Here is a 24,537-nt window from a genome sequence, read left to right on the forward strand (position 1 = left end):
ACCCAGAGTCTTGGATGGAGTGCAAAAACATGCTGATCAAACGGCGACGCGGTTGGGAATTGCCGGAAAGCCAGGCAACCCCGGAATCGGTGTTCTTCGATCGCCGTAAACTGCTGCTCGGCATGGGTGCTGCCGGTATCGCCGCCGGTGCAGGCTGGCGCCCCGCTTTCGGTGCCGCCGATGCCACTGCGGTGGCAGCGGAACTCTACCCGGCCAAGCGCAATCCGGCCTATGAACTGGGCCGCGACATGACCGAGGAAAAGGTCGCCACCAGCTACAACAATTTCTACGAATTCGGCACCACCAAGAACATCGTCAAGCCGGCTCAGGCGCTCACCATCAAGCCCTGGCAGGTGAAGATCGACGGCATGGTGACCAAAGAGATCACCATCGATGCCGAGGACCTGATCCGCAAGCTGCCGCTGGAAGAGCGGCTGTACCGCTTCCGTTGCGTCGAGGCCTGGAGCATGGCGGTGCCATGGACGGGGTTCCCGCTCAAGGCGCTGGTCGATTTCGCCCAGCCGATGTCGGGCGCCAAATATCTCAAGATGGAAACCTTCTCACGGCCGCAGGAGGCCAGCGGCCAGAAGCAGTTCTGGTATCCCTGGCCTTATACCGAAGGCCTGAGCATCGAGGAGGCCCGTAACGAACTGGCCTTCATCGCCACCGGCATCTATGGCAAGCCGATCCCGCGACAGAACGGTGCGCCACTGCGCCTCGCCGTGCCGTGGAAATACGGTTTCAAGTCAGTGAAGTCGATCGTGCGCTTCACCTTCACCGACAAGCGGCCGAAGACTTTCTGGGAGGCGCTGGCTGATAACGAATACGGCTTCTGGGCCAACGTCAATCCGATGGTGGCGCATCCGCGCTGGAGCCAGGCCACCGAGGAAGTGATCGGCACGGGGAAGCGCATCCCGACGCAGATTTATAACGGCTATGGCGAGCAGGTTGCCGAACTGTACAAAAACCTCGGCAGCGAAAAGCTTTTCATGTGAGGCGGTTTTGGCTATCCCGATGGGATGGCTTATGACCTGATCATCTTTGACATGGATGGCACGCTGGTGGACAGCGAGCCGCTAGCGAACCGCGTCTTCTACGAAAAACTGCAGCCTTATGGCCTGCCACCCGAGGTCGACGAGGCGGGCCTCGCCCATGCCCTGACCGGGTTGAGCCTGCCGAGCTGTTTCACGCTGCTGCGTGACAGATACGGCCTGGTCCTGCCGGCCGACTTCGAAGACGACCTGCAGGCCGAGACCTATCGTCGCCTGCGTAGCGAGCTGCAGCCCATCGCCGGCGTGCCGGCCATGCTGGAGGCCGTGGCGACACGCAAATGCGTCGCCTCATCCTCCGAACTCGACAAGATCGCGCTCAGCCTCGATCTCTGCCGCCTCAGCCATCATTTCGGCCCGCATATTTTCAGCGCCCAGCAGGTCGAGCGCGGCAAGCCGCATCCGGACCTGTTTCATTTCGCCGCGGCACAGATGGGCGGCCATCCGCCTGCCGGCTGTGCCGTCATCGAAGACAGCCTGCCCGGTGCTACGGCCGGCATCCGCGCCGGCATGACGGTGTTTGCCTATCGGCCTGCGGGCGACGACGCGGCTTTTGATGCACTGGGCTGCCGGGTGTTTCGTGACATGGCAGCACTGCCGGCATTGCTGCTGGCCTGAAGCAAAAAAAAGCCGGCCTGGAGACCAGGCCGGCAAAGTCTTAACAGGGAGGCTCCGCGCGAGACGCGCGGACTGGCCGAAGCAGCGGGGGAGCTGCAGCGGCCAAAGTTTCTGGCCGAAGCCAAAAACCGGGAGATGCTGCGACGCAACATCTGACAGGCAATGATGTACCGCCTGGTGACTCATTTGAGTATCCATTGAATTCTCAACTCAGCCATGCGGGTAGCGCATAACTGACTGTGGCCGCGAAAGCCATACGACTCAAACGCTTATACCGGCGACCACCAATGCGGGCGGGGGCGGAAAATACAGCCGCACCGTGGTGCCGCGGCCGGGCATGGAGTCGATTTCCAGCCTGCCGCCATGCAGTTCGACCAGCGCTTTGACCAGTGGCAAACCCAGGCCGGTGCCACGCATCTGCGAGACCAGTGCCGAATCAATGCGCCCGAACGGTTCCAGGGCCTTCTGCACATCGGCCTGGTCCATGCCAACGCCCGTATCGGTGACCTCGACGATGGCAGCGCCCGTGGCATCGGTCTGCAGACTGACCCGCGCATAGCCGCCGGACGGCGTATATTTCACGGCATTCGACAACAGGTTGACCAGCATCTGCTTGGCCAGACGCTCGTCAGCATAGATGGTGGCGCCTTCCGGCGCCGGCGCGGTCTGCAGCGTCACCATGCGGTCGGCGGCAAGCGGGCGCAGCAGAGTCATGCAATCCTGGAACAGGCGGTCCCATGACACCTGCTCGGCCACCAGCTTCATCTTGCCGGCCTCGACCTTGGACAGGTCGAGAATGTCGTCGATCACGGCCAGCAGATGCCGGCCTGCCGCCAGAATGTCATTGGCATAGCGGTCATACTGCGGCACACCCGAAGCGCCGAGCAGCTGCAACGCCATGATCTCGGAGAAGCCGATGATGGCATTCAGCGGCGTGCGCAATTCGTGGCTCATATGGGCGAGGAACTGGCTCTTGGCCCGGTTGGCGTATTCTGCGTCCTGATGCGCCTTGATCGCCGTCTTGCGTGCAGCCTCCAGCGTCTCGGTGCGGGCCGCCAGGGTTTCGTTGGCCTCGCGCAATTCGCGCTCGCTACGCTTGAGCAGGGTGATATCGGTGACCAACGAGGCAGTACCGCCGGATTCAAGGCGGAAGTCGCGAATCTGCAGCCAACGGCAGTCGCGGGTGTCATAAAAGATATGCGGTTCGCTGCGGCCCTCGCTGAACGTGCGCATACGGGTTGTGACCCATTCATCGTAATCCGTATGCACGCCAGCCGCCGAGGGCGTCGGGCGATCACGCACTGAGGCCAGGCAGATTTCCCGATGGGTCATGCCAGAAATGTTCGCCAATGGCACGCCGATGATGCTGGCATAGGCCGGGTTGCAAACCAGCATGCGTTCGTCGCTGTCAAACAGGGCAACACCATCGGGGGCGACTGCCAGTGCATCGCTAAGGCGCTGCTCGGCCTGGCGTAGCTTCTCCTCCGAGGCCTTTTTCGCGGTAATATCGTTGACCACCACCAGCGCAGCGGCCTCGTCGCCATACTGCATTGGTACCGCAGCCATGGTCGCCCAGATCGCCCGCCCCTGCACGGTGGCAATCTGAAGCTCTTCCTCGGGCTGCCCGCCATCGCTGTTGAAAATCCGCACCCGATGTGCGGGGTCGAGTACATAGCGCGGTCCCGTCAACGGGCCGCCATCCTTGATGCCAAACAGTTCTGCTGCCGGCCGGTTGCTGTAGAGGAATGCTCCATCACTGCGGCGCGCCACCACGATAGGGAATGGTGCCGTATCGAGAATGGACCGCAGCCGGCGCTCGGCGGCCTCGGCATCGGCACTGCTGCGCGTGCGATCTTGCAGCATGAGGCGCAGCCGCTCGACCAGATCGGTGGTACGCCGGAAGTAGCGGTTGAGCCGGTGAGAAAAACTGAAGAGCAGGACCATCACAATCAGCCCGGCACCGGCAAGCAGGCGCTGATCGGGGGTGTCGCTCAGCAGCAGAATGCCAACCGAGGGCAGGATGGCAAGCGCAATCACAATGCCAGACACGGTGAGTTGCACTGCCACCGTGAGGCTCACCGAAACAATCATGCCCAGCACGCAAAGCAGGGCCAGCAGCGGCGCCGCCTCGTATGGCAACTGCACGATCGTGGCCGCCGTCACCCCGAACAGGACACCATTCAGCGCATAGACAGTGATCAGACGCGTGCGCCACAGCGCGGCATGACTGCGCCGCGCGCGGTCGGCCATGAACCGCCGGTGTGTAAAAAACTGCAGGCCCACCACCAGGATCGTGGCGCCGAGATACCCAAAGCGCAGATCGCCGGCAACATGATCATCCAGCAGAAAGACGACGGCCACGGCAGCCAACACCTGCAGTGCCATGTCCAACGGACGGCGCACGCGCACCAGCAATTCATTGCGTCGCGCCATACCGCTCGGCAGATCTGCTTGAAAAGGCATCTTCAGTAGCGCCAGTCGGCGACCTTGCGCAGCAGGAAATCGCGGAACACCGCAAGGCGCTTGGTGTTCCGCAGCTCCTCGGGATAAACGAGGTAAGTATCGAAACTTGGCCCGTCGATATTGGGCATCACGCGCACGATGCGCGGATTGCCCTCCACCATATAATCGGGCAGCGCCGCGACGCCGAGACCGCTGGCGACCGACTGCATCACGCCGTAGACGTTGTTCACGGTCAGGATCGGGTCGCGCGGCGTGACCGGATCGCCGACCTTGAGCAGCCAGTTGATATTATTGAAATGCGCCGGCGCCTCTTCGCCATAGACGATCAGGTGATGGCGATCGAGATCCTCGATGGTCTGCGGCGCGCCGAAGCGGGTGACATAGTCCACCGAGGCATAGACGTGATTATGCACGGTCAACAGCTTGCGGTGGATCAGGTCGGCCTGGGTCGGTTTCCACATGCGGATCGCCACATCCGCTTCGCGCATCGAAAGATCCAGCTCGCGATCATCCACCACCATCTCGATGCGGATATCGGGATACAGATCCATGAACTCCTTCAGCCGCGGCGCCAGCCAGACGGTGCCAAAGGCCACTGTGGTGGTGACGCAAAGCTCGCCTGATGGCTTGTCCTTGGCATCGGCGATCATCGCTTCGGTGACGGCCAGGCGGGCAAAGATGTCCCGCGCTGTGCGATACAGCAGTTCACCCTGTTCGGTCAGGATCAGGCCGCGGGCATGACGGTGGAACAGCGTCGCATTCAGCTGGGTCTCAAGCGCACCGATCTGACGACTGACCGCCGACTGGCTCAAGCCCAGCGACTCGCCGGCATGAGTCAAACTGCCGGCCTCGGCCACCGCATGAAAAATGCGCAGCTTGTCCCAATCAAGCGCCGACATAATCCCCCCTTATGAACGCAGTTGCAGCTGCGTTTAGTCGGCTGCCTCAGCTGCCTCCGAATGCGCGTGATGCGCGATGAATTTCTCGGCCTCCAGCGCCGCCATGCAGCCGGTGCCGGCAGCGGTGACGGCCTGGCGATAGATCTTGTCCTGCACATCACCGGCGGCAAACACCCCAGCCACCGTGGTCTGCGTGGTACCCGGCTTGGTGGTCAGATACCCTTCTGAATCGAGGGGCAACTGCCCCTTGAACAGTTCGGTATTCGGCGTATGGCCGATAGCGACAAAGAAGCCATCGGTAGCGATGTCCTGGGTTGCACCGGTCTTGACACTCTTCAGCCGCACGCCAGTCACGCCTTTGCCTTCAGCGCCCAGAATCTCGTCCACCACATGATCCCAGATCACCGTGATCTTCGGGTTGGCGAACAAACGCTGCTGCAGGATCTTTTCCGCGCGGAAACTGTCGCGACGATGCACCAGCACCACTTCGGTGGCGTGATTGGTGAGATACAACGCCTCTTCCACGGCGGTATTGCCGCCGCCGACCACGACCACCTTTTTGCCGCGGTAGAAGAAGCCGTCACAGGTGGCACAGGCCGAAACGCCAAAGCCCTGATAGGCCTGTTCGCTGGGCAGGCCGAGCCACTTGGCCTGGGCGCCGGTGGCGATGATCAGCGTATCGGCGATGTAGGTGTCGCCGCCGTCGCCCTTGGCGACGAAAGGCCGTTTCGAGAGGTCTACCGCGGTGATGTAGTCATTGATGATGGTGGTGCCGACATGCTTGGCCTGCGCCTCCATCTGCTCCATCAGCCAGGGCCCCTGGATGGTCTGGGCGAAACCGGGATAGTTCTCCACATCGGTGGTGATGGTGAGCTGGCCGCCAGGCTGCAGGCCGTGCACCAGGATCGGCTGCAGCGAGGCGCGCGCCGCATAGATCGCAGCCGTCAGGCCGGCCGGGCCAGAACCGAGAATGAGAACCTTGGTGCGGTGTGTTGTGGCCATGATCATGCGACTCCGGACGCGGCGAATAGGCTAAAAACGAGCGATTTCCGATTATGACAGGGGGCGGTTCAGGTGCAAGGCCAAGGCGCCCAGGAAAGCCTGAAGGCAGCAATGGCGCGGCTTTTTCCCTGCGTCAAATGACAGCGTTGTGACAGATCGGTTTGCGACTCGTTTGGTGAAGACTCGATATAGGGCAGCCGAATCCATTGACCTGCCGCGCTGGCGTATGACGGCCATGCAGTGGCCGGATAGGCCGGCAGCACCACCGCCCACGCATACGCGCGTGCCCGGCGGGCATCCGGTGGCAGGAGGGCAAAACCCTCCGCATACGTAATTTTCTTTCTGCCGCAGCCCTTGGATTCTTGCGGGAAATTATAATATTATTGCGCAATCTTCCCCATTTGAGAAAATTTCCATGCAACGCGTCAAACTCGACCTCATCGACCGCAAGATTCTTACTGATCTGCAGGCCGATGGCCGCATGACCAATGTCGACCTCGCCCAGCGGGTCGGCATCTCGGCGCCGCCTTGCCTGCGCCGGGTGCGGGCCCTGGAAGAGGCCGGCTATATCAAAGGCTATCACGCAGACCTCAATCCCCAGTTGCTTGGCTACGGCGTCACCGTCTTTGCCATGGTTGGCCTCAACAGCCAGGCCGAGCATGACCTGGTGGCGTTTGAGCAGACCGTGGCTGGCTGGGCCCAGGTGCGCGAATGCTACATGCTGGCCGGCGAGAATGATTTCATTCTGAAAATCGTGGCGCGCGACTGGGACGCCTATCAGACCTTCCTGACCAAGGAACTGACCGCGCTGCAGAATGTCGCGCATGTGAAAACCGCGCTGACCATCCGCTGCTCGAAGAGCGAGCCGGGCGTTCCGGTCGACATGCCGGCCGAAGAGGTCGCCGCCGACTAAAGGCAGCCTGCGAGTTCAAGGCGGGTCGAAATTCTTGCCGGCTGCGACGCAATCATACTGCTGTGGCAGGAATTTGATGTCGCTGTAGTCGGTATAGGGCGCGTTGTACTGCAAGTACAACAGCCAGGGCATGATCTTTTGGAACAGCTTGTCACGTTCGCTCATAAGCAGCATTTCATGCCCGTGCCGGTTCAGCACATCAGGCATCACTTTCTCCGGTGAATAGCCCACCCAGACCAGTCGCCTGAACGCATTGATCAGTTCCAGGTGGATTTGCTTCACCTGTTCAACCGAGGCATCGTAAGCCCCCCAGGGGGCCTGGGTCTGATCGGCATGGATCGAAGGCGCGGTCAGGAAGGGGAAAGTGAGGAAGCCGTTCAGGCCGCCGAACTTGAGCGCCCCGCGCAGGCAAATATCGAACGGATGATCAATCCGCCCGCCGTAGTTCTTCACTGTCGTGTCCATGAAGGAGAGGAACTTTTCCTTCGCGCGGCGATTGACGATATAGGCACCCGAACCGGAATAGGCATAAGGAAAGCCGACAAGGTTGATCAACTTCACCTTCTTGCGTCCCTCGGACTGGCGGTCCAGCTTGAACAGCATCGGAAAATCACGCGCGCTCATCAGCGTGATTTCTGCATGGATGATGTCCCAGGAATCCTCAGGCACGCTGTCAACAATCTGTTCAAGGATCGGACCGGTTTCAGCGCAGAACTCTAGATCATCCTCTGCCATAAACAGATGCCGGTCCCGCCCTACCGACTGCCGCACACATTCGACATGGCTGAAGTAATTGCCCTTGTAAGCGCCGCTCAGCTTTCCCTCGGCACGTTGAACCATCTCCGAAGTCGCTGAGACCGCTGGATAACGGTTGAAGGTCCAGCGGTTGGAGAATTTACTGTCAGCGAAGCTTTTCTCGATCAGCTCACGCCGCTGAACTGCCTGATCAAGATTGATATAGAACAGATCAAAGTCAGTCATTGTGCCATTCCGTCGCAATAAGGAGAGATATCCCGAGTGATCTCGGGCGGCTGCAGCCGGAAGTCGCTGCTGTAGGGGATATTCTGTTGCAGGATCAGCATCCAGCTGGAAATCTTCTGATAAAGCACATCCTGTTCGGTCATGCGAAACAGATCATTCCCGGCCCCATAGCTGCCGGGCAGGACCTTGTCAGGCGTATATCCGATCCAAACGAGCCGCCGGAATGCTGACATCAGTTCCAGCAGTTTTTGGTTAAACCGTCGGAGCATCTCATCCTGAGGTGTGGCTTGATCGGCAGTCATGACGGGGGCCTGGGTTTCATCCGCATGGAATGATGGTGCCGTGAGGAATGGCACCGTCACATAGCCGAGCAGGAATTTATGGCGAATCATTTCATGCAGGCAGACATCGAATGGAGCATTCAGCCCGCCATTACGCACAACCATTGCGTCCATCATCTGGATGAATTTCCGCTTCGACTGGCGATTGACGATATAGGCACTTGCGCCCGTGCCGGGACAATCGATGCCCCCCAGATTGAGCAGCCTGACCTTTTCCCGGCCGGCCGCGGAAACGCTTAGTTTATAGATCTTGGGAAAATCCACCGCGCTCAGCAGGCTGATTTCCGTGCGGATGACATCCCAGGCATCCTCCGCCATGGTATCGACCATGCCCTCCAGGATGGGGCCAGTCTGATCGCAAAACTGTACATCGTCCTCGACAACGAAAAGATGGGCATCGCTGTCGAGCGATTGCCTGACGCAGGTCATGTGGCTGAGGAAATTGCCCTTGTAGGGTCCGCTCAGCCTGCCCGGCGCATCCCGAACCAGATCGGATTCGGCTGAGACCGCGGAAAAGCGCTCGAAAGACCAGCGCTGTGAAAAGCGACTTTGGCCGTAACTCTGCTCCACCATGGTCCTGCGCTGCGTCGCCTGGTCCAGGTTGATATAGCGAAGATCGAAATTTGCCATCGTCGCGGGCGCAGGCTTATTTTTGCGCCAGAACCCAAACCATCAGCGGTACATCCGGTTCGTTTTCCAGCGAATGGCTTGCCGGATCGTAAGGCTCACCGCGCCAGACCGAGCCCTTGAAATTGGCATTCACGCAAGCCCGGTTGCCCCAGGAGCCGGTCTGGATATTTTCCGGCTTGAAGCCGGCCCATTCCAGCATGTTGCGCAGGCCGCTTTCGGTCCACCGCGTATAATCGTTGGGATGGCCATGCACGCGGATGAAGAAAGGCACTGTGATCAGCAGATAGCCGCCATCCGTGAGGCTGGCGCGCATGCCGGTAACCGCCACCCAGGGGGTGGGCACATGCTCCATCACCTGCTCGGCGATCACGACATCAAACTGGCCACCGCCGGGCTTGTAGGCAACATGTTTGCTGACATCGAATTCCGGATAAACGGCTACGGTATAGTCCTTGAAGCCGAAGTCCTTCCAGGCGGCGCCAGAAATCTCCAGGGCCGACATATTGGAATAGTCCAGACCGCTCATCAGCTTCCTGGTTTCGCGGTCCATGACGACGCGGCACCAATGGGTATTGGGATCGGTGATATCGCTGGTGGCAACTTGCTCTGACACGGTACCGGTACTCCTTGGCGGGCCCTGATCACTGTGACTGTGCCGGGCCGGAATTGCAGGACGTGTTGACCGAGTGTCTGACCGGAATGGTAACGAAAGCATTTAACTGCTTTTAGAAGCCTGCCCACCCTTCACCGGCACCCCGCCATTGTCTGGCCGGTCAGGCCTTGCCGGATGAAATGTTGTAGAAGGCGTTGCCGTCGACCCAGGCACCGGTCCAATTCTCCTTCACACCAGGGAAGGTGTGCGAGAACTGGTCAACCCTCCAGCCGGCATCCTCGAACAGCTTGGTCCACCAGCCCGAACTCTTGATCGTAATGTGGGTGATGTCCTTGTTGTATTCCGGCACGATGAAGGAATTGCTGTGGTCGTCAGCCGCCAGCGGCACCGCGACGAACATGCGCTTGCAGTTCGGATGTGCATGCTTGAGCAGGGTCCGCAGGTCATCCTCCAGGATATGCTCGAACACATCCTTGGCGATCATCAGATCGTATTGCCCCTTGAAGAGCTGCGCATCGGCTGAGTCGGCAATCAGGCGGCAATGCGCCTTGACCGCACCGTCAACATTGTCGATGGCATAGCGTGAGACATCGACTCCTTCAGCATTGACGCCCAGCAGGCGCAGCGCGCGCACCAGGTAGCCCTTGGCGCAACCGTAGTCCAGCACGCGATCGGTCGATTTGATGCCGAGCGTGGTGATCATGAAATGTGCCATGCGGATGGTCAGTTCTGGCATCCAGCTGTAATTCATGTAGCCGGATTTGCCGACGACCACGCCGCGCTCGTAATAGTCCTCGTCGTATTCCGCGTTCAGGGCGCGACGACGCGCATCCAGATCGTTTTCAGTCACCAGGCGAAGTTTCTCGGTCATGGGAAGTTCTGATGCTGGATGTTGGCGGGAAGCTTGATGTCGCTGTAGTCGGCGCGATTGATCAGGGCCTTGGTGGCTTGGTTGTTGCGCATGAACAGGCAGGAATGACAGATCTCGCGCGGGTCGAAGAAGGGGTGAAGCTTTTCGGTATACAGCTTCGCCACCTCGGTATTGGGTACCGTGCCCCATTTCGACGAGTTGAAGCGGCGCTCGGAGGCGGTCGAGTTCAATTCCACCGCGTCGTCGGACAGCACTGTCACGGAATCGCAGGGATAGCAGTAGGAGTGGCCATTCTCTTCATGGCCGGTGGTATCCCAGAACACATTGTAGGACTGCAGGAAGCACTGGCCCTTGTCCCAGAGCTTCTGCGCTTCGTCCTCGGTGCCATGATATTTCAGCTGCTGGAAAACGCGCGACTTCGCCACGCCTTCATCGCTGACCAGACCGATATCGTGCAGTTTTTCAGCCAGATTATGATGCGCCTGCAGCTGGGCGGAACGGCCCAGATTGCAGTCCGTCAGCACGCGGGCATACTGAAAACCGTTTTCCACCGCCGACTTGTCGATGCGCTGCAGGATATCTTCCTCGGCCCAGGGGCCATCCACATAGGAATAGCCGACGGTGATGTCCGGGTTGTTTTTCAGTGTGGAGGGAATGTACTGCCGCTCGAACTTGCCGTCCGGATAGAAGGATGACGCATCCGCCGGCGTGACCGAAATGCGCACCCATTTGAAATGCTTGTAGACGTCTTCCGGAATCTTCTGCGGGAAGCCGTTGGTGATCAGGCCGAGATCGATGTCGCGCTCGGCCAGCCAGCGCACGAATTCGGTGAAGTGCGGCCACAGGTTCGGCTGGCCGCCGCCCGACAGGATCAGGCCGCGCAGGCGAATATCGCTGCCGGTCAGCGCACGGTATTCGTCGTTATACTTGGCGAAATGCTCGCGATTGTAAGCCGCCTGATCGTCGTAGAGCGCGGTGACGAAATTCTGCGCCTCTTCCAGCGTCACCGAGTCCCGTTTGTTACGGGCGATCGTTGAGCAGAAATGACACCGCGACGAGCAGACCTGATGGTTGGTCAGCGTGGCGCGGATGATGCTGCCATAGCCGGTATCGCGCAGCTTGTGAAAGATCGGCCAATGCGCCGCCAGCTTGGCGCCGGTGGCCGTGAAACTGTTTTCCGTGTTGCCCAGCTTGTGGCGCACATCTTCGGGCTTCGGCGCAGCAAGCCGCGGCGACAGGCGGCCAGTTTCCAGGTCGCGCGCCAGGATATTGAAGGATTCGGTGTGGCCGCGGACGGCAAAATTGTCGAAGATGAACTTCGCCACATCCGGCGTGATCGGCGGGCGACCGATAATGCCGCCATCGTCATCCATGCGCACATACTGCACATAGACGGCGCGATGGCCGGTGGACGAGATCATGATGAGTTCCGCCCGACCCAGCCGCTTCTGAAAAGCGTAGGACAGGTGGTAGTTATTGACTTCCTGCAGCACCGGGTCCCCGCCCGCCGCTGCATCCACGAAGGCCTGCAGGCCAAACGTGTCTTCCTTTGAAACGACCGCAACACTGCTCATGCAGACCCTCATGATCTATTTCTGCGGATGCCTGCCACATCGCGCTCAGATCAATACCGGTAAATTCAACAGCAGGACGCCCACATAATGTGAACGACAACCCCGACTGTGGTCATGTCGGAAAACAGGCCACAGTTGCCGAGGGATACTGGTACACAACCATTCTTAATGATTGGTTCCCGACCCGGCGAAATCCAGTCCATTTAATGATGGATCGCGCGTCCTGACCAGCGGCGTTTTGGGCAAAAGCCGGCTTAATCCCCCCGGCCAGGCCGGCCAGATCGGCTGATTGATAGTGTATGTGCCTGAAGTGGCGTCCCCACGGGGATTCGAACCCCGGTTTGCGCCGTGAGAGGGCGCCGTCCTGGGCCTCTAGACGATGGGGACCCATAAGCCGCGCAGACCTGCCGCGCGAGGCGCACCAGATACAGGAGCGGGCCTGTGGGCGCAAGGGGTTTCGCCGGCGGCCGGCCAATTTGGCAAGCGATAATAAGTTCAGATTCCCCAGCGGGTTGGCCGCTTCCGCGGGCTGCGCGGAAGCCCTTGGCCGGGCGGTTATTTTGTCGAACGAGACGCTTGCATCGGAGTCATGGCTGGGTATAGTGCGCGCCTGCAACCGGCACCCCGCCGGTTGATCGGCCTTCGGGTTTCCCGTCTTCGGGTTTCCCAATGACCGAACCGGGTTTTCCCGGCCTGCCGGCCCTGCCGGCAAAACCAGCGCCGAGCGGGCGTAGCTCAGGGGTAGAGCACAACCTTGCCAAGGTTGGGGTCGAGGGTTCGAATCCCTTCGCCCGCTCCAAATTTCCGGATCAATCCTACAGTTCCCACACAATCCGTCGTGATCGGACCGCCGTCTGGCGTTCCCGGCTGTCGGCTGCTGTCAGGCCCCGCTAGACTTGCCCGAAGGGCCATCAGGCCGGCGGGAGGAACCATGCGCGCCATCTTCAGTCTGGCAGCCCTTGCGGCTGCGCTCATCCTGACCGGTCCTGCCCGGGCACAGCCGGCACCCTTTAATGAGCTGGCACCCAAAGGGCCGGTGCGCGTGGCCATCGCCATCTCGCCGGCACCCTCTGCGCTCTACGCCATCAAGGATGCCGCCGGGCAGTTCAAGGGCGTGACGGTCGATCTGGGCAATGCCATCGCCGCCAAGGCCGGCCGGCCGGTGCAGTTCGTGGCTTATGCCTCGACCGGCGAGATCACGGCAGCTGGCGACACGGATGCCTGGGACGTCACCTTCATGCCCCACGATACCGCCCGTGCCAAGCTGGTGGATTTTGGCGCCGCCTATCATCTGCTGCAGAGCACGCTGCTGGTGGCCGGCCGCACCAACGTCAAAACCCTGGCGGATGTGGACCGGCCCGATATCCGCGTCGCCGGCGTGGAGGGCACCGCCACGGCGCGTGCCGCCGCCGCCTTCCTCAAGCAGGCCAAGGTTGTCCATGTGCGCGGTGTGGACGACGCCGTAGCCCTGGTGAATGCCGGCAATGCCGAAGCCATCGGCCTGTCACGGGAATCGCTGGTCGGCCTGCTCGACAAGGTGCCGGGCTCCCGCGTGCTCGATGGCGGCTTCCTCAACACGATGACAGCCGTTGCGGTGCCCCGCGGCAGGGCCGCTGCCCTGGCCTATGCCAATACGGTCATCGAGGAACAGAAGGCCAATGGCAGCGTGCGGAAGTCGCTCGACACCATGGGCCTCACCAGCTCGGTCGTCGCACCGGCAGGAGCGAAGCCATAACCCGCCCTTGCCTCGCCGGCAGCACGGCCTAAGGTCTGCATCCATGTACAGACGCCATATGCGCCATCCCGTTCTGTCGCTGCCAAGCCTTGGCGCGCTGGCACTCAGCCTTGTCGCCTGTTTCGCCATCTCGGGGCTGGGCGGCGCCATCACCGCCGGCCCGGTGAAAAGCTGGTACCCGACACTGGTCAAGCCCGCCCTGACACCGCCGGACCTCGCCTTCCCGATTGTCTGGACCCTGCTTTATGCGCTGATGGCGATTGCTGCCTGGCTGGTCTGGCGCAGTGCCGGCCTGCACCGCGCCCGAGGCGCGCTGGTACTGTTTGGCGTCCAGCTGCTGCTGAACCTCTCCTGGTCGGTGCTGTTCTTCGGGCTGCAACGGCCCGACCTTGCCCTGGCTGAGATCGCCATCCTGTGGGCCGCGATTGCTGCAACTGCCATCCAGTTCTGGCGCCATGACCGCCGTGCGGCGCTGCTCCTGGTGCCCTACCTGGCCTGGGTCAGCTTTGCCGTCTGGCTCAATGCCGCGATCTGGTGGCTCAACCCGGCCTGACCGGCTGCCCTGATTCGGAGCAGTCCGTACCCATCCTGCTCGCTTGGGGTGCAGCAGGGGGCCGCAATTGCCGGTCCGTTCGCGCCCGCACCCGAGTCTGGCCATGGCACGAATCCTGCTGACTTCCTCCTTGGTATCCAGAGGAGGATTTGCAATGACCAAGACGCGTGACCGCGTTCCTTCCGCCTTAGCCACCTATCGTGCTGCCCATGCCTTCACCCGCCGCACCCTGCTGAAATCCACGGTTGCGGCCGGCACGGTCGCCGCCCTGGGCCCATGGTTCGTCCAGGATGCACGATCGTCGTCGGGTACGCTCAGCATCCTGCACTGGGATGACGAACTGCCCGATCCGGTGATCCCCGATTTCGAGAAGAAGACCGGCATCAAGATCAACAAGACCCCGTTCTCGCAGAACGAAGAGCAGATCAACAAGCTGCAGGCGACTGCCGGCACCGGCTTTGACCTGTGCCAGCCGACCCGCGACCGCGCGCCGCAGTTCAAGGATATCGGCGTGCTGCAGCCCTTCGACACCAAGAAGCTGAAGCTCGACAACCTGCTGCCGGCAATGCTGGAGGGTTCGACCAGCGTATGGACCTGGGATTCCAAGCTGTATCACGTGCCGCACTGCTGGGGCAGCGAGGCCATCGCCTGGCGCACCGATCAGGCCAAGCTGGACTACAAGACGCTCAGCTACGGCACGCTGTGGGACGACGAATTCAAGGGCAAGGTGCAGGGGCGGCCGCATTCGCTGCTGCTCGGCATTGGCCTGTGGTGGGACCGGATCGGCAAGCTGCCCAGCAACCGCATGATGGACGCCTTCAAGGACGAGGCGACCATGAAGAAGATCTACGACGAGATCCTGAAATTCGCTGTCAGCAAGAAGCCGTGGATCAAGCAGTTCTGGGATTCAGCCGACAACACCAAATCCGGCTTCATGGAAAACGGCGTGGTGATCGGCCAGACCTGGGATGGCCCGGCACTGTCGCTCAAGAAACAGGGCCGGCCAGTGTCGTATATGGCACCGCAGGAAGGCGCGATCGCCTGGCTCGACGGCTGGGCGCTCACCACCGGCGCGAAAAATGTCGCCCAAGCCTATGAGTGGATCAACTACCTGCATACGCCGGAAGTCTCGGCCAAGGTGGCGGATGGCTCGGGCTACAACCCGGTCGCCAAGGGCGCCGATGCACTGCTGTCGGATGTGGCGAAGAAGAACTTCACCGAAGCCTTCCCGGACGATGCCACCACCAAGCTGTGGCATCGCCCGCCGGAGCCCTCGTGGTTCGCCGAACTGCGCACGCAATACGCCGAAAAGTTCAAGGCCGCGTAATACGGCGGCGCCGGCGGTCCGTAGCCGCCGGCGCCACCTGTTTTGTCTCGCCATAGATCATGACCGCATCCCTGACTGCCGCCATCACGCTGGATCATGTCAGCATCCGCTTCGGTGATTTCCTCGCCGTTGACGATGCATCTTTGCAGATCGCACCCGGTGAATTCTTCTCCTTCCTCGGCCCCTCGGGCTGCGGCAAGACCACGTTGCTGCGCACCATCTCGGGCTTTATCGAGCCCAGCCAGGGCCGCGTGCTGCTGGATGGCCGCGACATGCAGGGTATCGGCCCGAACAAACGTCCCACTGCGTTGATTTTCCAGAATCTGGCGCTGTTCCCGATGATGAGCGTGGCCGACAACATCGCCTATGGCCTGCGTGTGCGCGGCCTGTCGCGGCGTGCGCGCAACGCCAAGGTCGAGGAACTGCTCGATCTGATCGCCCTGCCCGATCAGGGCGGCAAGCGCGTGGACGAACTGTCGGGTGGCCAGAAGCAGCGCGTGGCAATTGCCCGCGCGCTCGCCGTCGAACCCAAGGTTCTGCTGCTGGACGAGCCGCTGTCGGCACTCGATCTCAAGCTGCGCCAGCATATGCGCAACGAACTGCGCGCCATCCAGCGCCGGGTCGGCATCACCTTCATCTATATCACCCATGACCAGGGCGAAGCCCTGACCATGTCAGACCGCATCGCCGTGATGAATCGCGGCGTGATCGAGCAGGTCGGCGATGGCCGCAGTGTCTACGAGGCGCCGCGGACTGCCTTCGTTGCCTCCTTCGTCGGTGAGAACAATGCCTTCATCGGCAAGGTGGTGGCGTCTGACAGCGGCATTGCCGTGGTGGAAACGCCAATCGGCCTGCTGAAAGGCCGCAATGCACGTGGACTGGTCAAGGGATCGGAGGCCGTGCTGTTCATCCGCCCCGATGCGCTGCAGCCCAATCCACCCGCTGGACACCAGTGGATCGGCGGACGCGTCAGCGAGATGGCCTATGAAGGCAGCCTTACCCATGTGGCCTTCAGTGCCGGCGATATTGGCCAGAAGATCACGATGACCCTGGGCCGCTCTGACGCCGGCGCCGTGCCGGCCATCGGCACCGAGGCCGCCATCGGCTATCCGGTCGAGGAAGCCCTGGTGCTGCCGCGCGAGAGCTTTGGCCGGGATTGAGCATGCACAGCTCGGTTGGCCATAGCCTGATCCTGGCCCTGCCGCTGGTGGTGATTGCAGCCTTTTTCATCCTTTCGATGCTGGAACGCCGCAAGCTTGGCTCATTGGCGCCGGTGTCTTTCTGGCGCCGCAACGGTATCGCGATTTCGAGCTATCTGGTCATCGCCGTCGGCCTGTGGACCGTGATCATGATCGTGCTGCCCCAGCTTTACATGGTCGACCTGTCACTGCGACCCAAGCTGACCCCGGCGCAGACCGGCGGGCCGCGCGATGTCTACACGCTGGAGAACTACCACTACTTCCTGTACGGCTCGACCACCTCTTCGGCGAACTGGAACACCACCCACATCAAGGCTTTCTTCCTCACCATCGGCGCTTCCGTGCTGGTGACGATCCTCAACTTCATCATCTGCTATCCGCTTGCCTTCTACATGGCGCAGGTGACGACAAAGGCACGCGTTCGCATTTTCATGCTGCTGCTGATCACGCCATACTGGGTCAACGAGGTGCTGCGCGCCTTCGCCTTCCGTGTGCTGCTGGGTAGCCAGGGCGTGATCAACACCCTGCTGCTCAAGACCGGCGTGATCGACCAGCCGATCGATTTTCTCGGCCTGGATGTCGGGCTCTATGCCGGCCTGGCCTATGCCTATCTGCTGATGATGATGTTTTCCCTCTACAACGCCATCGAGAGCCTGGACCGCAACCAGATCGAGGCCGCGCGCGATCTCGGCGCGCCCTGGTGGTATATCCACTGGTCGGTGGTGATGCCGCATGCCAAGCCCGGCATCGCCTCGGGCGCCACGCTGGTCTTCATGCTGAATGCCGGCGCGCTGGCCGCACCCCTGGTGCTGGGCGGGCCGCGCACCCTGTGGTTCACGCCGATCGTCTACGACCGCTTCTACCAGGCCTTCAACTGGCAGCAGGGCGCCGCCTATGCCTTCATCCTGCTGCTGGCCTGCATCATCTTCGTGCTGCTGGTGCTGCGGCTGTTCCGCGTCGGACTGGGCGAGATCGCGCGATGAAGAGTGCAACCATCAACCGCATCGCCATCTGGTTCTATATCGGCCTGTTCTTCCTCTATCTGTTCGGGCCGCTGGTGATCATGGGAATCACCGCCTTCAATGCGTCCAGCTATCCGCAGGTCTATCCTTTCGAGGGCTTCACGCTGAAATGGTTTGATGGCCTGCTGCGCGACAGCGACATCATCTATGGCCTGAAGAATTCACTGTGGATCGGCTTCCTGGTGGTGCTGGTGTCGGTGCCGATCGGCCTGGCCGCCGCCATTCTAATGACCCAGGTCTATGCCCGCGCGCGCTCGTTCTACTATTTGATCGTGGTGTCGCCAGTGCTGACACCCGGCGTCATCATCGGCATCTCCACCGTGATCTTCTGGCGCGAGATGACCGGCGCCACCGGCACGCGCTTCCTCTATGACGGCACGCTGATGACCGTGGTGGCGCAATCCAGCTTCATCTCGGCCTATACCATGCTGATCTTCCTCGCCCGGCTGCAGCGCTTCGACCGCGCCCAGGAGGAAGCGGCGCTGGATCTCGGCGCCAGCCATCCGCAGGTGTTTCTGCACATCCTGCTGCCCTTCATGCGCCCGGCCATCCTGTCGGCCGCGGCGCTGGCCTTCCTGTCGTCATTCGAGAACTACAACACCACCACCTTCTCGATCCTCGCCGACAAGACGCTCACCACCGTGCTGGCCGGTCGCCTGCGCCAGGGCACCACCCCGGCGATCAGCGCCCTGGCCGTACTGATCATTGCCGTCACCCTGCTGGGTGCCGTGGCCTATGAACTGCTGAAACGCCGGGAGGAAGCCGCCAAAGCCGCCCGTCTGCGGCAGGCCCAGCGCGAGGAAGAGCGCAGTCTGGCAGCCAACTGAGGCAAACCACGCCAAGCCCGGCATTGACGTGGCCCCGGCAGGTTCTTAAGTCTGGTAGCCATGATCCAGGAAATGAGCCAGCGGAGCCGCGACATCCTGCGGCTGGTCGTCGAGACCTACATGACCACCGGCGAACCGGTGGGCTCGCGCTTCATTTCCAAGAAGCTGGAGCACCGCCTCTCCCCGGCCAGCATTCGCAACACCATGGCCGATCTGGAAGATGCCGGCCTGCTCTATGCCCCGCATACCTCGGCCGGCCGCCTGCCGACCGAAAGCGGCCTGCGCCTGTTCGTCGATGGCCTCCTGCAGGTGGGCGACCTCACCCAGGACGAGCGCAGCTCGATCGAAGGCCGCGTCGCCGCCTCGGGCCGCGGCTTCCAGGATGTGCTGAAGGAAGCCACCGGCGTGCTGTCCGGCCTGTCGGGCCATGCCGGCCTGGTGGTGGCGCCGAAGGAAGACGCGCCGTTGCGCCATGTGGAATTCGTGCCGCTCGGCCCCGGCAAAGCCCTGGTGGTGATGGTGTCCGAGTCCGGCCAGGTGGAAAACCGCATGCTGGACCTGCCGGTGGGCCTGACCCAGGCGGCGCTGAACGAAGCCGGCGAATTCCTGTCGCGGCGCCTGAAGGGCCGCACCATGGGTGTGGCCCGCAACGAGATCATGCATGAGCTGAGCCTGCGCAAGGCCGAACTGGACCAACTGGCCGCCCGTGTGGTGGAAGCCGGCCTGGCAGTCTGGGGTGGCGAGCCGGATCGCGGAACCCTGATCGTGCGCGGCAGCGCCAACCTGCTGGATGACGTCGCGGCGATGGCCGATCTGGAACGCATCCGCAATCTGATGGAAGAGCTGGAGAATTCCGAGGAGATGCTGCGCCTGATCGACCTGACGCAGGGCGGCGAAGGCGTGCGCATCTTCATCGGCTCGGAGAACACGCTGTTCCGCCGGGCCGGCTGTTCGCTGATTGTTGCGCCGCTGCAAAACCAGCAGCAGCGTATTGTCGGCGCCATCGGCGTGATCGGCCCGACCCGCATGAATTATGCCCGGGTGGTGCCGATGGTGGATTTCACGGCCCAGGTTGTTGGCCGGCTGATCGGCTAAAAACCGGGGATTTCCGAACACACCCCTTTCATTTCCGCGCGGCCGTCCGTATATGCAGGGCCTTGCAGAGAGACCCCTATGAGCCAGAACGATAATCAGAGAATTGAACCGACCCTGAATGCCGCCCAGCCGCAGCCGGCCGCTGAAACGGCCCAGGCCGCTGCCGCGCCCGAGGCTGACGCCCTGGCAAAGGCGCAGGCCGAGGTCGCCGAACTGAAGGACCGCCTGCTGCGCACCGTCGCCGAGGGCGAGAACCTGCGCAAGCGCCTGGAACGCGAGAAGGACGACGCCGTCAAATACGCCTCGGGCAAATTCGCCAAGGATGTGCTGACGGTGGCCGACAACCTGCGCCGCGCGCTGGAAAGCGCGCCGAAGGCCGAGGGCGAAGCTTCCGAGCCGATGCGCAATCTGGTGGTCGGCGTCGAGGCGACCGAGCGCGAACTGCTGTCGGTCTTCGAACGCCATGGCATTTCCCGCATCGACCCCAAGGGCCAGCGCTTCGACCCCAACCTGCACCAGGCCATGTTCGAGGTGCAGGATCCGAATCAGCCAAGCGGCACCGTCGTGCAGGTGATCGCGGCCGGCTACATGCAGCACGGCCGCCTGCTGCGTGCCGCCATGGTCGGCGTTTCCAAGGGCGGTCCCGCGCCCGAAATCCAGCCGGGCCAGTCGGTCAACACCCAGGCCTGACACCTCCGGATCATTCTGCGCGAATTGTCACGGCGGTCACTCGCCTCGACAATTCGACGCAGACATCCGTCTTTGTCAAAAATCCGCAATCTCCAGCACCGATAGTCGCCCCGCATACCGGGGGATGACCATTGGACATGATGACCACCGAGGCGCTCGAGACCATCGGCACCATGGCCGTGCCGCTGCCGCCGGTACACGCCACCATGCGCTGTGAAGAGGTCGACCTGCGTTTCCAGGCCGATCCCGATCTCGGCGCGATTGCCGTGGTGGAAAACGGCCGCCCGGTCGGCCTGATCAACCGCTACGACCTGATCACCCAGTTATCCCGGGATTATGGCCGGGCGCTCTATGCCAAGAAGCCGGTCTCGGCGCTGATGGATCGCGCGCCGCTGATCGTCGATGCCAGCATCAGCGTCGACACGCTGGAAAGCCTGATCGCCGACGAACATCAAAGCGCCCTGCTGCGCGGCTTCATCGTCACCCGCAGCGAACGCTACTATGGCGTCGGCACCGCGCTGTCGCTGCTGCAACTGGGCATGGCGCGCAGCGAACGGCGCAACCGCGCGCTCGACCGCGCCCGCCAGCAGGCCGAGGAAGCCAGTTTAAGCAAGACCCGCTTCCTGGCCAATATGAGCCACGAATTGCGCACACCGCTGAATGCCATCATCGGCTTTGCCGAGGTGATCCAGAAGGAGCTGCTGGGCCCGCTGGGCAATGCGCGCTACGCCGAATATGTCTCCGACATCCATTCCAGCGGCCAGCATCTGCTCAGCCTGATCAACAACATTCTCGACATGTCGAAGATCGAGAGCGGCAGCTGGCGCATTCAGCCGGAAATGACCGACCCGGTCGAAATCATGGAAGCCAGCCTGCGCACCTTCCGCGAACGCGCCGAAGGCCGCGGCGTATTCATGTCGCTGGCGGTGGATGCCCGACTGTTCGAAGGCTTCGTCGACCGGCAGGCGCTGCGCCAGATCCTGCTCAACCTGATTTCCAACGCGGTGAAATTCACCCCCTCCGGCGGTCGCATCGAGGTGGGTGCACAGCCGCTCAACGATGCCGCCTTCCGCATCTGGGTGCGCGACACCGGCATCGGCATTGCGCCCGAGCATATCCCGGTGGTGCTGGCACCTTTTGGTCAGGTCGAGAACGACCTGACCCGGCAATATGAAGGCACCGGACTCGGCCTGCCACTGGTGAAATCACTGGTCGAGATGCATGGCGGTCGGTTCGAGATCGCCTCGGTGCCCGGCGAGGGCACAACGATCAGCGCTGAATTCCCGCCGCCGCCCAGCAAAGCCGAAATCACCGCCCGATTGGCCGCGTTACCCGGCGCAGCGTCAGATTGATCCGGCCGCCGCCGGGGATCAGCCGGCTGGTGCCCCCCATCACCCGGTCGATGCCGTGATAGGCCAGTCGCGCCGCGCCACCCAGCACCAGCACATCACCCGATGCCAGCTTGAATGACCGCGTGGGTGCCTTGCGCGTCGTGCCGCCAAGACGGAACAGCGCATCGTCGCCGAGCGAGATCGACACCACCGGCGCTGCCATCTCGGCTTCGTCACGATCCTGATGCAGCCCCATCTTGGCCGTCTCGCGATACAGGTTGATCAGGCAGCATTCCGGGGCATGGTCGTAATCGGCGACCGACCACCACACCGCCAGCATCGGATCAGGGATGGAGGGCCAGGCCAGGTCGGTTTCCGGATGCCGTTCGATATAGCGATAGCCCTGCTCCTTGTCGGAGTACCAGCCATATCGGCCGGCATTGCTCATCGCCACATTCATGCGCTGGCCGGTTTTCGGCATCCGCGCATGATAGGCCGGGGCGACCGCCAGCACGCCCTGCACCGCCTCCAGCAGGCTGCGCTGCCGTGCCGTATCCAGCAGGCCCGGAAACAGCCGGAAGCCGGTCTGCGAGGTGTTCAGGCTGGCATGGGAATCAACATGGGGCATGCCCCAGAAATCTGGCGCATGCCCCGGGATTGTCTAGATCGACTAAGATCAAATTCGCGGGATCAAATCCTTGAAATCAGGCGAGGTCGCCGGACTGGATCCGCTTCACGCCAGCCGTCTTCATCGACGACCAGGCCTTGGCCAGCGAGCCCTGCGCATCGATGCCGCGGCAGGCATCCTCGATCACATAGGTCTCGAAGCCCTGCTTGCGGGCATCCATGGCCGTCCAGGCCACGCAGAAATCGGTCGCCAACCCCACCACGAACACGCGTTTGATGCCGCGCTGCTTGAGGTAGCCACCGAGTCCGGTGGAGGTCTTGCCATCGGCCTCCATGAAAGCCGAATAGCTGTCGACATCCTTGTGGTAGCCCTTGCGGATCACCAGCTGGGCATGCGGGATGCTGAGATCCTTCACCAGCGACGCCCCCTCGGTGCCCTGGACGCAGTGATCGGGCCACAGCACCTGGTTGCCATAGGCCAGCTTCACCGCTTCAAAGGGTTTCTTGCCGCTGTGCTGCGAGGCGAAGGACACATGATCGGCGGTATGCCAGTCCTGCGTCAGCACCACGTTGTTGAACGTCTTGGCGATCTTGTTGATCAGCGGCACGATCACATCGCCTTCCTTCACTGCCAGGCTGCCGCCGGGCACGAAGCAGTTCTGCACATCGACCACGATCAGCACGCTCTTGGCGCCGCGCGACACCTTGCCGGCAGCCAGCACCGGCCCCGCATATCCGAATAGGCCGGCAGATGCCGCCACACCACCCAGACCCATCAACATCTGACGTCGATTGACCATGATACGCCCCCGCTTCTTGTTGAGTCAGCGGCTCAAGCAAAGACCCTTTGTTTGCGTGCGTCCAATGATTTTTTACTGCCTGCAATTCAGGCGTGCGTCAGGCGCTTCTGCGGGCAATCTGCCAGGAATTCCAGCTGTAGATCAGCAGTGCGCCCCAGATGCAGGCAAAGGCAATCGCATGCACGGTGGTGAAGGGTTCGTTCCACAGCAGCACGGCGATCAGGAACTGCAGGCTGGGCGAGAGATACTGCAGCAGGCTCATGGTCGCCATGCGCAGCCGGCGCCAGCCGGCGGCAAACAGCACCAAGGGTGCGGCCGTCACCGGCCCGGCGCAGAGCAGCAGGATATGCGTCCAGCTGTTCGCCATGCCCAGCGCGCCCTGGCCCTGCCAGGCGAGCCAAGCCATGTAGGCCAGCGCGAAGGGCAACAGCACCATGGTTTCCACGGTGAGGCCGATCAGGCTGTCGACGGCAAAGCGCTTGCGGATCAGGCCGTAGAAGCCCCAGGTCAGCGCGATGATCAGCGACAGGTAAATCGCCGAGTCGGCATTGCCGATCAGCACCAGCACGCCCGCGCCCGCCAGGGCAAAGGCACCCCATTGTACGACCGAGACCTGCTCTTTCAGCACCAGCCGGCCCAGCACCACGGCAAACAGCGGATTGATGTAATAGCCCAGGCTGCAGGCGATCACCTGGTTGCGGTCGATCGCCCAGACGAAGACCAGCCAGTTGATCAGCAGGAACACCGCGCTGCCGGCCAGCGCCCGGCGCAGGCGCGGGTTGCGCAGCACGCCCAGCCATTCGGCCCGTTTGCCAAACGCCAGCAGAAGGCCAAGGCAGAGCAGGCAGGACCACAGGATGCGATGGGCGGTCAAATCCAGCAGCGCGACCCCTTCGGCGCCCACGGCCTTGAAATAGATCGGCGAGATTCCCCAGAGAAAATAACCACCTAGCCCGAAGGCGATGCCCGCCCAAGGCAGCGGCCCGGGCAAGGCGGCCCGGGCAGTGGTTCCGGATTGGTCCGGAACCCGTGCCTGGCCCGGGGTGGAAGCAGGCGGAAAGGTCTTCTCGGACATCGGTTCCTCATGCCCGGCTGTTCTGCCGGGGAGCGGCATCGCCATGGCTTTTCTGGACATTTTTTGCCCTCCACCCGTTGCGGGACGGGGGAGGCACTCTTACATACCCGGCCATGAGTTGAACCGAAAGGGGTCTGCCGCCGTGCTCGGATGAGGCAGCCGCGGACCGCCAAAAACAGGAGTGACACTATGGCCAAAGTTATTGGCATCGACCTGGGTACCACCAATTCCTGCCTCGCCATCATGGATGGCAAAAACCCGAAGGTGATCGAGAATGCCGAAGGCGCGCGCACCACGCCGTC

Annotated in this window: 24 protein-coding genes and 2 tRNA genes; 14 read left to right on the forward strand and 12 right to left on the reverse strand. The window is 62.0% G+C overall.

Annotation, left to right across the window (positions count from 1 at the left end):
* The first annotated feature begins 29 nt into the window (after nt 1-29).
* Nucleotides 30-995 carry a protein-methionine-sulfoxide reductase catalytic subunit MsrP gene (gene msrP / locus AAG821_RS18425; RefSeq protein WP_341915189.1) on the forward strand — a complete coding sequence of 322 codons (966 nt, stop codon included), beginning with the start codon at nt 30-32 and terminating at the stop codon, nt 993-995.
* Between the two features lie 24 nt (nt 996-1,019).
* Nucleotides 1,020-1,667 carry an HAD family hydrolase gene (locus tag AAG821_RS18430; RefSeq protein WP_341915191.1) on the forward strand — a complete coding sequence of 216 codons (648 nt, stop codon included), beginning with the start codon at nt 1,020-1,022 and terminating at the stop codon, nt 1,665-1,667.
* Nucleotides 1,668-1,928: 261 nt separating this feature from the next.
* Here AAG821_RS18430 and AAG821_RS18435 read toward each other — a convergent pair whose 3' ends face one another.
* From AAG821_RS18435 to trxB, 3 genes are read right to left on the reverse strand one after another with little or no spacing between them, the layout of a single operon-like run.
* Nucleotides 1,929-4,130: an ATP-binding protein gene (locus AAG821_RS18435; protein WP_341915192.1), complete on the reverse strand. Its 2,202-nt coding sequence runs from the start codon at nt 4,128-4,130 to the stop codon at nt 1,929-1,931.
* Between the two features lie 2 nt (nt 4,131-4,132).
* The gene (locus AAG821_RS18440) at nt 4,133-5,029 is read right to left on the reverse strand and encodes a LysR family transcriptional regulator (protein WP_341915194.1); all 897 of its coding nucleotides are present in this window, start codon (nt 5,027-5,029) and stop codon (nt 4,133-4,135) included.
* A gap of 33 nt (nt 5,030-5,062) precedes the next feature.
* Nucleotides 5,063-6,031 (reverse strand): thioredoxin-disulfide reductase, encoded by a 969-nt coding sequence (trxB, locus tag AAG821_RS18445; protein ID WP_341915195.1) that lies wholly within the window; start codon nt 6,029-6,031, stop codon nt 5,063-5,065.
* A gap of 415 nt (nt 6,032-6,446) precedes the next feature.
* Here trxB and AAG821_RS18450 point away from each other — a divergent pair, with 415 nt between their 5' ends.
* The gene (locus AAG821_RS18450; RefSeq protein ID WP_341915197.1) at nt 6,447-6,944 is read left to right on the forward strand and encodes an Lrp/AsnC family transcriptional regulator; all 498 of its coding nucleotides are present in this window, start codon (nt 6,447-6,449) and stop codon (nt 6,942-6,944) included.
* Between the two features lie 15 nt (nt 6,945-6,959).
* Here the strand turns inward: AAG821_RS18450 and AAG821_RS18455 are convergent, their stop codons facing one another.
* The 6 genes from AAG821_RS18455 to AAG821_RS18480 all read right to left on the reverse strand — a co-directional run bounded on the left by AAG821_RS18455 (nt 6,960) and on the right by AAG821_RS18480 (nt 12,341).
* Complete coding sequence (locus AAG821_RS18455; protein WP_341915198.1) at nt 6,960-7,925, reverse strand: hypothetical protein; 966 nt, start codon at nt 7,923-7,925, stop codon at nt 6,960-6,962.
* Nucleotides 7,922-8,896: a glycosyltransferase family 25 protein gene (locus AAG821_RS18460; RefSeq protein ID WP_341915200.1), complete on the reverse strand. Its 975-nt coding sequence runs from the start codon at nt 8,894-8,896 to the stop codon at nt 7,922-7,924. The genes AAG821_RS18455 and AAG821_RS18460 overlap by 4 nt, the downstream gene beginning before the upstream one ends.
* A 16-nt stretch (nt 8,897-8,912) precedes the next feature.
* Nucleotides 8,913-9,509, reverse strand: coding sequence for a methyltransferase domain-containing protein (locus AAG821_RS18465; RefSeq protein WP_341915201.1), 597 nt, complete (start codon nt 9,507-9,509; stop codon nt 8,913-8,915).
* A 160-nt stretch (nt 9,510-9,669) separates the two neighbouring features.
* A complete protein-coding gene (locus AAG821_RS18470; protein WP_341915203.1) occupies nt 9,670-10,380 on the reverse strand; it encodes a class I SAM-dependent methyltransferase in 711 nt (236 codons plus the stop codon).
* Nucleotides 10,377-11,954 carry a radical SAM protein gene (locus tag AAG821_RS18475; RefSeq protein WP_341915204.1) on the reverse strand — a complete coding sequence of 526 codons (1,578 nt, stop codon included), beginning with the start codon at nt 11,952-11,954 and terminating at the stop codon, nt 10,377-10,379. The genes AAG821_RS18470 and AAG821_RS18475 overlap by 4 nt, the downstream gene beginning before the upstream one ends.
* A gap of 311 nt (nt 11,955-12,265) precedes the next feature.
* Nucleotides 12,266-12,341 (reverse strand) — tRNA-Glu (locus tag AAG821_RS18480).
* Nucleotides 12,342-12,678: 337 nt separating this feature from the next.
* Here AAG821_RS18480 and AAG821_RS18485 point away from each other — a divergent pair.
* The 10 genes from AAG821_RS18485 to AAG821_RS18530 all read left to right on the forward strand — a co-directional run bounded on the left by AAG821_RS18485 (nt 12,679) and on the right by AAG821_RS18530 (nt 21,754).
* Nucleotides 12,679-12,753, forward strand: a tRNA-Gly gene (locus tag AAG821_RS18485).
* A gap of 132 nt (nt 12,754-12,885) precedes the next feature.
* Nucleotides 12,886-13,689: a transporter substrate-binding domain-containing protein gene (locus AAG821_RS18490; RefSeq protein ID WP_341915206.1), complete on the forward strand. Its 804-nt coding sequence runs from the start codon at nt 12,886-12,888 to the stop codon at nt 13,687-13,689.
* 58 nt (nt 13,690-13,747) lie between these two features.
* On the forward strand, nt 13,748-14,242 hold the full coding sequence (locus AAG821_RS18495) for a TspO/MBR family protein (protein WP_341915207.1): 495 nt from the start codon (nt 13,748-13,750) through the stop codon (nt 14,240-14,242).
* Nucleotides 14,243-14,396: 154 nt separating this feature from the next.
* Nucleotides 14,397-15,569 (forward strand): extracellular solute-binding protein, encoded by a 1,173-nt coding sequence (locus AAG821_RS18500; protein WP_341915208.1) that lies wholly within the window; start codon nt 14,397-14,399, stop codon nt 15,567-15,569.
* A gap of 59 nt (nt 15,570-15,628) precedes the next feature.
* Nucleotides 15,629-16,729 (forward strand): ABC transporter ATP-binding protein, encoded by a 1,101-nt coding sequence (locus tag AAG821_RS18505; protein ID WP_341915209.1) that lies wholly within the window; start codon nt 15,629-15,631, stop codon nt 16,727-16,729.
* A gap of 2 nt (nt 16,730-16,731) precedes the next feature.
* On the forward strand, nt 16,732-17,751 hold the full coding sequence (locus tag AAG821_RS18510; RefSeq protein ID WP_341915211.1) for an ABC transporter permease: 1,020 nt from the start codon (nt 16,732-16,734) through the stop codon (nt 17,749-17,751).
* Nucleotides 17,748-18,617, forward strand: a complete 870-nt coding sequence (locus AAG821_RS18515; RefSeq protein WP_341915212.1) for an ABC transporter permease — start codon at nt 17,748-17,750, stop codon at nt 18,615-18,617. Before AAG821_RS18510 ends, AAG821_RS18515 begins: the two co-directional genes overlap by 4 nt.
* 60 nt (nt 18,618-18,677) lie before the next feature.
* The gene (gene hrcA / locus AAG821_RS18520; RefSeq protein WP_341915214.1) at nt 18,678-19,712 is read left to right on the forward strand and encodes a heat-inducible transcriptional repressor HrcA; all 1,035 of its coding nucleotides are present in this window, start codon (nt 18,678-18,680) and stop codon (nt 19,710-19,712) included.
* 78 nt (nt 19,713-19,790) lie between these two features.
* Nucleotides 19,791-20,402 (forward strand): nucleotide exchange factor GrpE, encoded by a 612-nt coding sequence (grpE, locus tag AAG821_RS18525; RefSeq protein ID WP_341915215.1) that lies wholly within the window; start codon nt 19,791-19,793, stop codon nt 20,400-20,402.
* Nucleotides 20,403-20,539: 137 nt separating this feature from the next.
* Nucleotides 20,540-21,754, forward strand: a complete 1,215-nt coding sequence (locus AAG821_RS18530; protein ID WP_341915217.1) for a HAMP domain-containing sensor histidine kinase — start codon at nt 20,540-20,542, stop codon at nt 21,752-21,754.
* Here AAG821_RS18530 and AAG821_RS18535 read toward each other — a convergent pair.
* From AAG821_RS18535 to rarD, 3 genes are all read right to left on the reverse strand, one after another.
* On the reverse strand, nt 21,711-22,361 hold the full coding sequence (locus tag AAG821_RS18535; protein WP_341915218.1) for an alpha-ketoglutarate-dependent dioxygenase AlkB: 651 nt from the start codon (nt 22,359-22,361) through the stop codon (nt 21,711-21,713). The two genes, AAG821_RS18530 and AAG821_RS18535, sit on opposite strands and share 44 nt — an antisense overlap.
* A gap of 76 nt (nt 22,362-22,437) precedes the next feature.
* Nucleotides 22,438-23,160: a bifunctional nicotinamidase/pyrazinamidase gene (gene pncA / locus AAG821_RS18540; RefSeq protein WP_341915219.1), complete on the reverse strand. Its 723-nt coding sequence runs from the start codon at nt 23,158-23,160 to the stop codon at nt 22,438-22,440.
* Nucleotides 23,161-23,257: 97 nt separating this feature from the next.
* Entirely contained in the window at nt 23,258-24,235 is a 978-nt protein-coding gene (gene rarD, locus AAG821_RS18545; RefSeq protein ID WP_341915221.1) for an EamA family transporter RarD, read from the reverse strand.
* A gap of 189 nt (nt 24,236-24,424) precedes the next feature.
* On the opposite strand from rarD, the gene AAG821_RS18550 reads away from it, so the two are divergent.
* Nucleotides 24,425-24,537, forward strand: a 113-nt coding sequence (locus tag AAG821_RS18550) for an Hsp70 family protein (RefSeq protein WP_341916377.1), incomplete at its 3' end; no start/stop codon positions are given.

This window comes from Ferrovibrio terrae, assembly GCF_943372915.1.
Classification (GTDB): Bacteria; Pseudomonadota; Alphaproteobacteria; order Ferrovibrionales; family Ferrovibrionaceae; genus Ferrovibrio; species Ferrovibrio terrae_A.

Bases quoted from the DNA above. Each gene is read 5' to 3' on its own strand.
- msrP (WP_341915189.1), top strand. From the start codon at position 30: ATGCTGATCAAACGGCGACGCGGTTGGGAATTGCCGGAAAGCCAGGCA.
- AAG821_RS18430 (WP_341915191.1), top strand. From the start codon at position 1,020: ATGGCTTATGACCTGATCATCTTTGACATGGATGGCACGCTGGTGGAC.
- AAG821_RS18435 (WP_341915192.1), bottom strand. From the start codon at position 4,130: ATGCCTTTTCAAGCAGATCTGCCGAGCGGTATGGCGCGACGCAATGAA.
- AAG821_RS18440 (WP_341915194.1), bottom strand. From the start codon at position 5,029: ATGTCGGCGCTTGATTGGGACAAGCTGCGCATTTTTCATGCGGTGGCC.
- trxB (WP_341915195.1), bottom strand. From the start codon at position 6,031: ATGGCCACAACACACCGCACCAAGGTTCTCATTCTCGGTTCTGGCCCG.
- AAG821_RS18450 (WP_341915197.1), top strand. From the start codon at position 6,447: ATGCAACGCGTCAAACTCGACCTCATCGACCGCAAGATTCTTACTGAT.
- AAG821_RS18455 (WP_341915198.1), bottom strand. From the start codon at position 7,925: ATGACTGACTTTGATCTGTTCTATATCAATCTTGATCAGGCAGTTCAG.
- AAG821_RS18460 (WP_341915200.1), bottom strand. From the start codon at position 8,896: ATGGCAAATTTCGATCTTCGCTATATCAACCTGGACCAGGCGACGCAG.
- AAG821_RS18470 (WP_341915203.1), bottom strand. From the start codon at position 10,380: ATGACCGAGAAACTTCGCCTGGTGACTGAAAACGATCTGGATGCGCGT.
- AAG821_RS18475 (WP_341915204.1), bottom strand. From the start codon at position 11,954: ATGAGCAGTGTTGCGGTCGTTTCAAAGGAAGACACGTTTGGCCTGCAG.
- AAG821_RS18490 (WP_341915206.1), top strand. From the start codon at position 12,886: ATGCGCGCCATCTTCAGTCTGGCAGCCCTTGCGGCTGCGCTCATCCTG.
- AAG821_RS18495 (WP_341915207.1), top strand. From the start codon at position 13,748: ATGCGCCATCCCGTTCTGTCGCTGCCAAGCCTTGGCGCGCTGGCACTC.
- AAG821_RS18500 (WP_341915208.1), top strand. From the start codon at position 14,397: ATGACCAAGACGCGTGACCGCGTTCCTTCCGCCTTAGCCACCTATCGT.
- AAG821_RS18505 (WP_341915209.1), top strand. From the start codon at position 15,629: ATGACCGCATCCCTGACTGCCGCCATCACGCTGGATCATGTCAGCATC.
- AAG821_RS18510 (WP_341915211.1), top strand. From the start codon at position 16,732: ATGCACAGCTCGGTTGGCCATAGCCTGATCCTGGCCCTGCCGCTGGTG.
- AAG821_RS18515 (WP_341915212.1), top strand. From the start codon at position 17,748: ATGAAGAGTGCAACCATCAACCGCATCGCCATCTGGTTCTATATCGGC.
- hrcA (WP_341915214.1), top strand. From the start codon at position 18,678: ATGATCCAGGAAATGAGCCAGCGGAGCCGCGACATCCTGCGGCTGGTC.
- grpE (WP_341915215.1), top strand. From the start codon at position 19,791: ATGAGCCAGAACGATAATCAGAGAATTGAACCGACCCTGAATGCCGCC.
- AAG821_RS18530 (WP_341915217.1), top strand. From the start codon at position 20,540: ATGATGACCACCGAGGCGCTCGAGACCATCGGCACCATGGCCGTGCCG.
- AAG821_RS18535 (WP_341915218.1), bottom strand. From the start codon at position 22,361: ATGCCCCATGTTGATTCCCATGCCAGCCTGAACACCTCGCAGACCGGC.
- pncA (WP_341915219.1), bottom strand. From the start codon at position 23,160: ATGGTCAATCGACGTCAGATGTTGATGGGTCTGGGTGGTGTGGCGGCA.
- rarD (WP_341915221.1), bottom strand. From the start codon at position 24,235: ATGTCCGAGAAGACCTTTCCGCCTGCTTCCACCCCGGGCCAGGCACGG.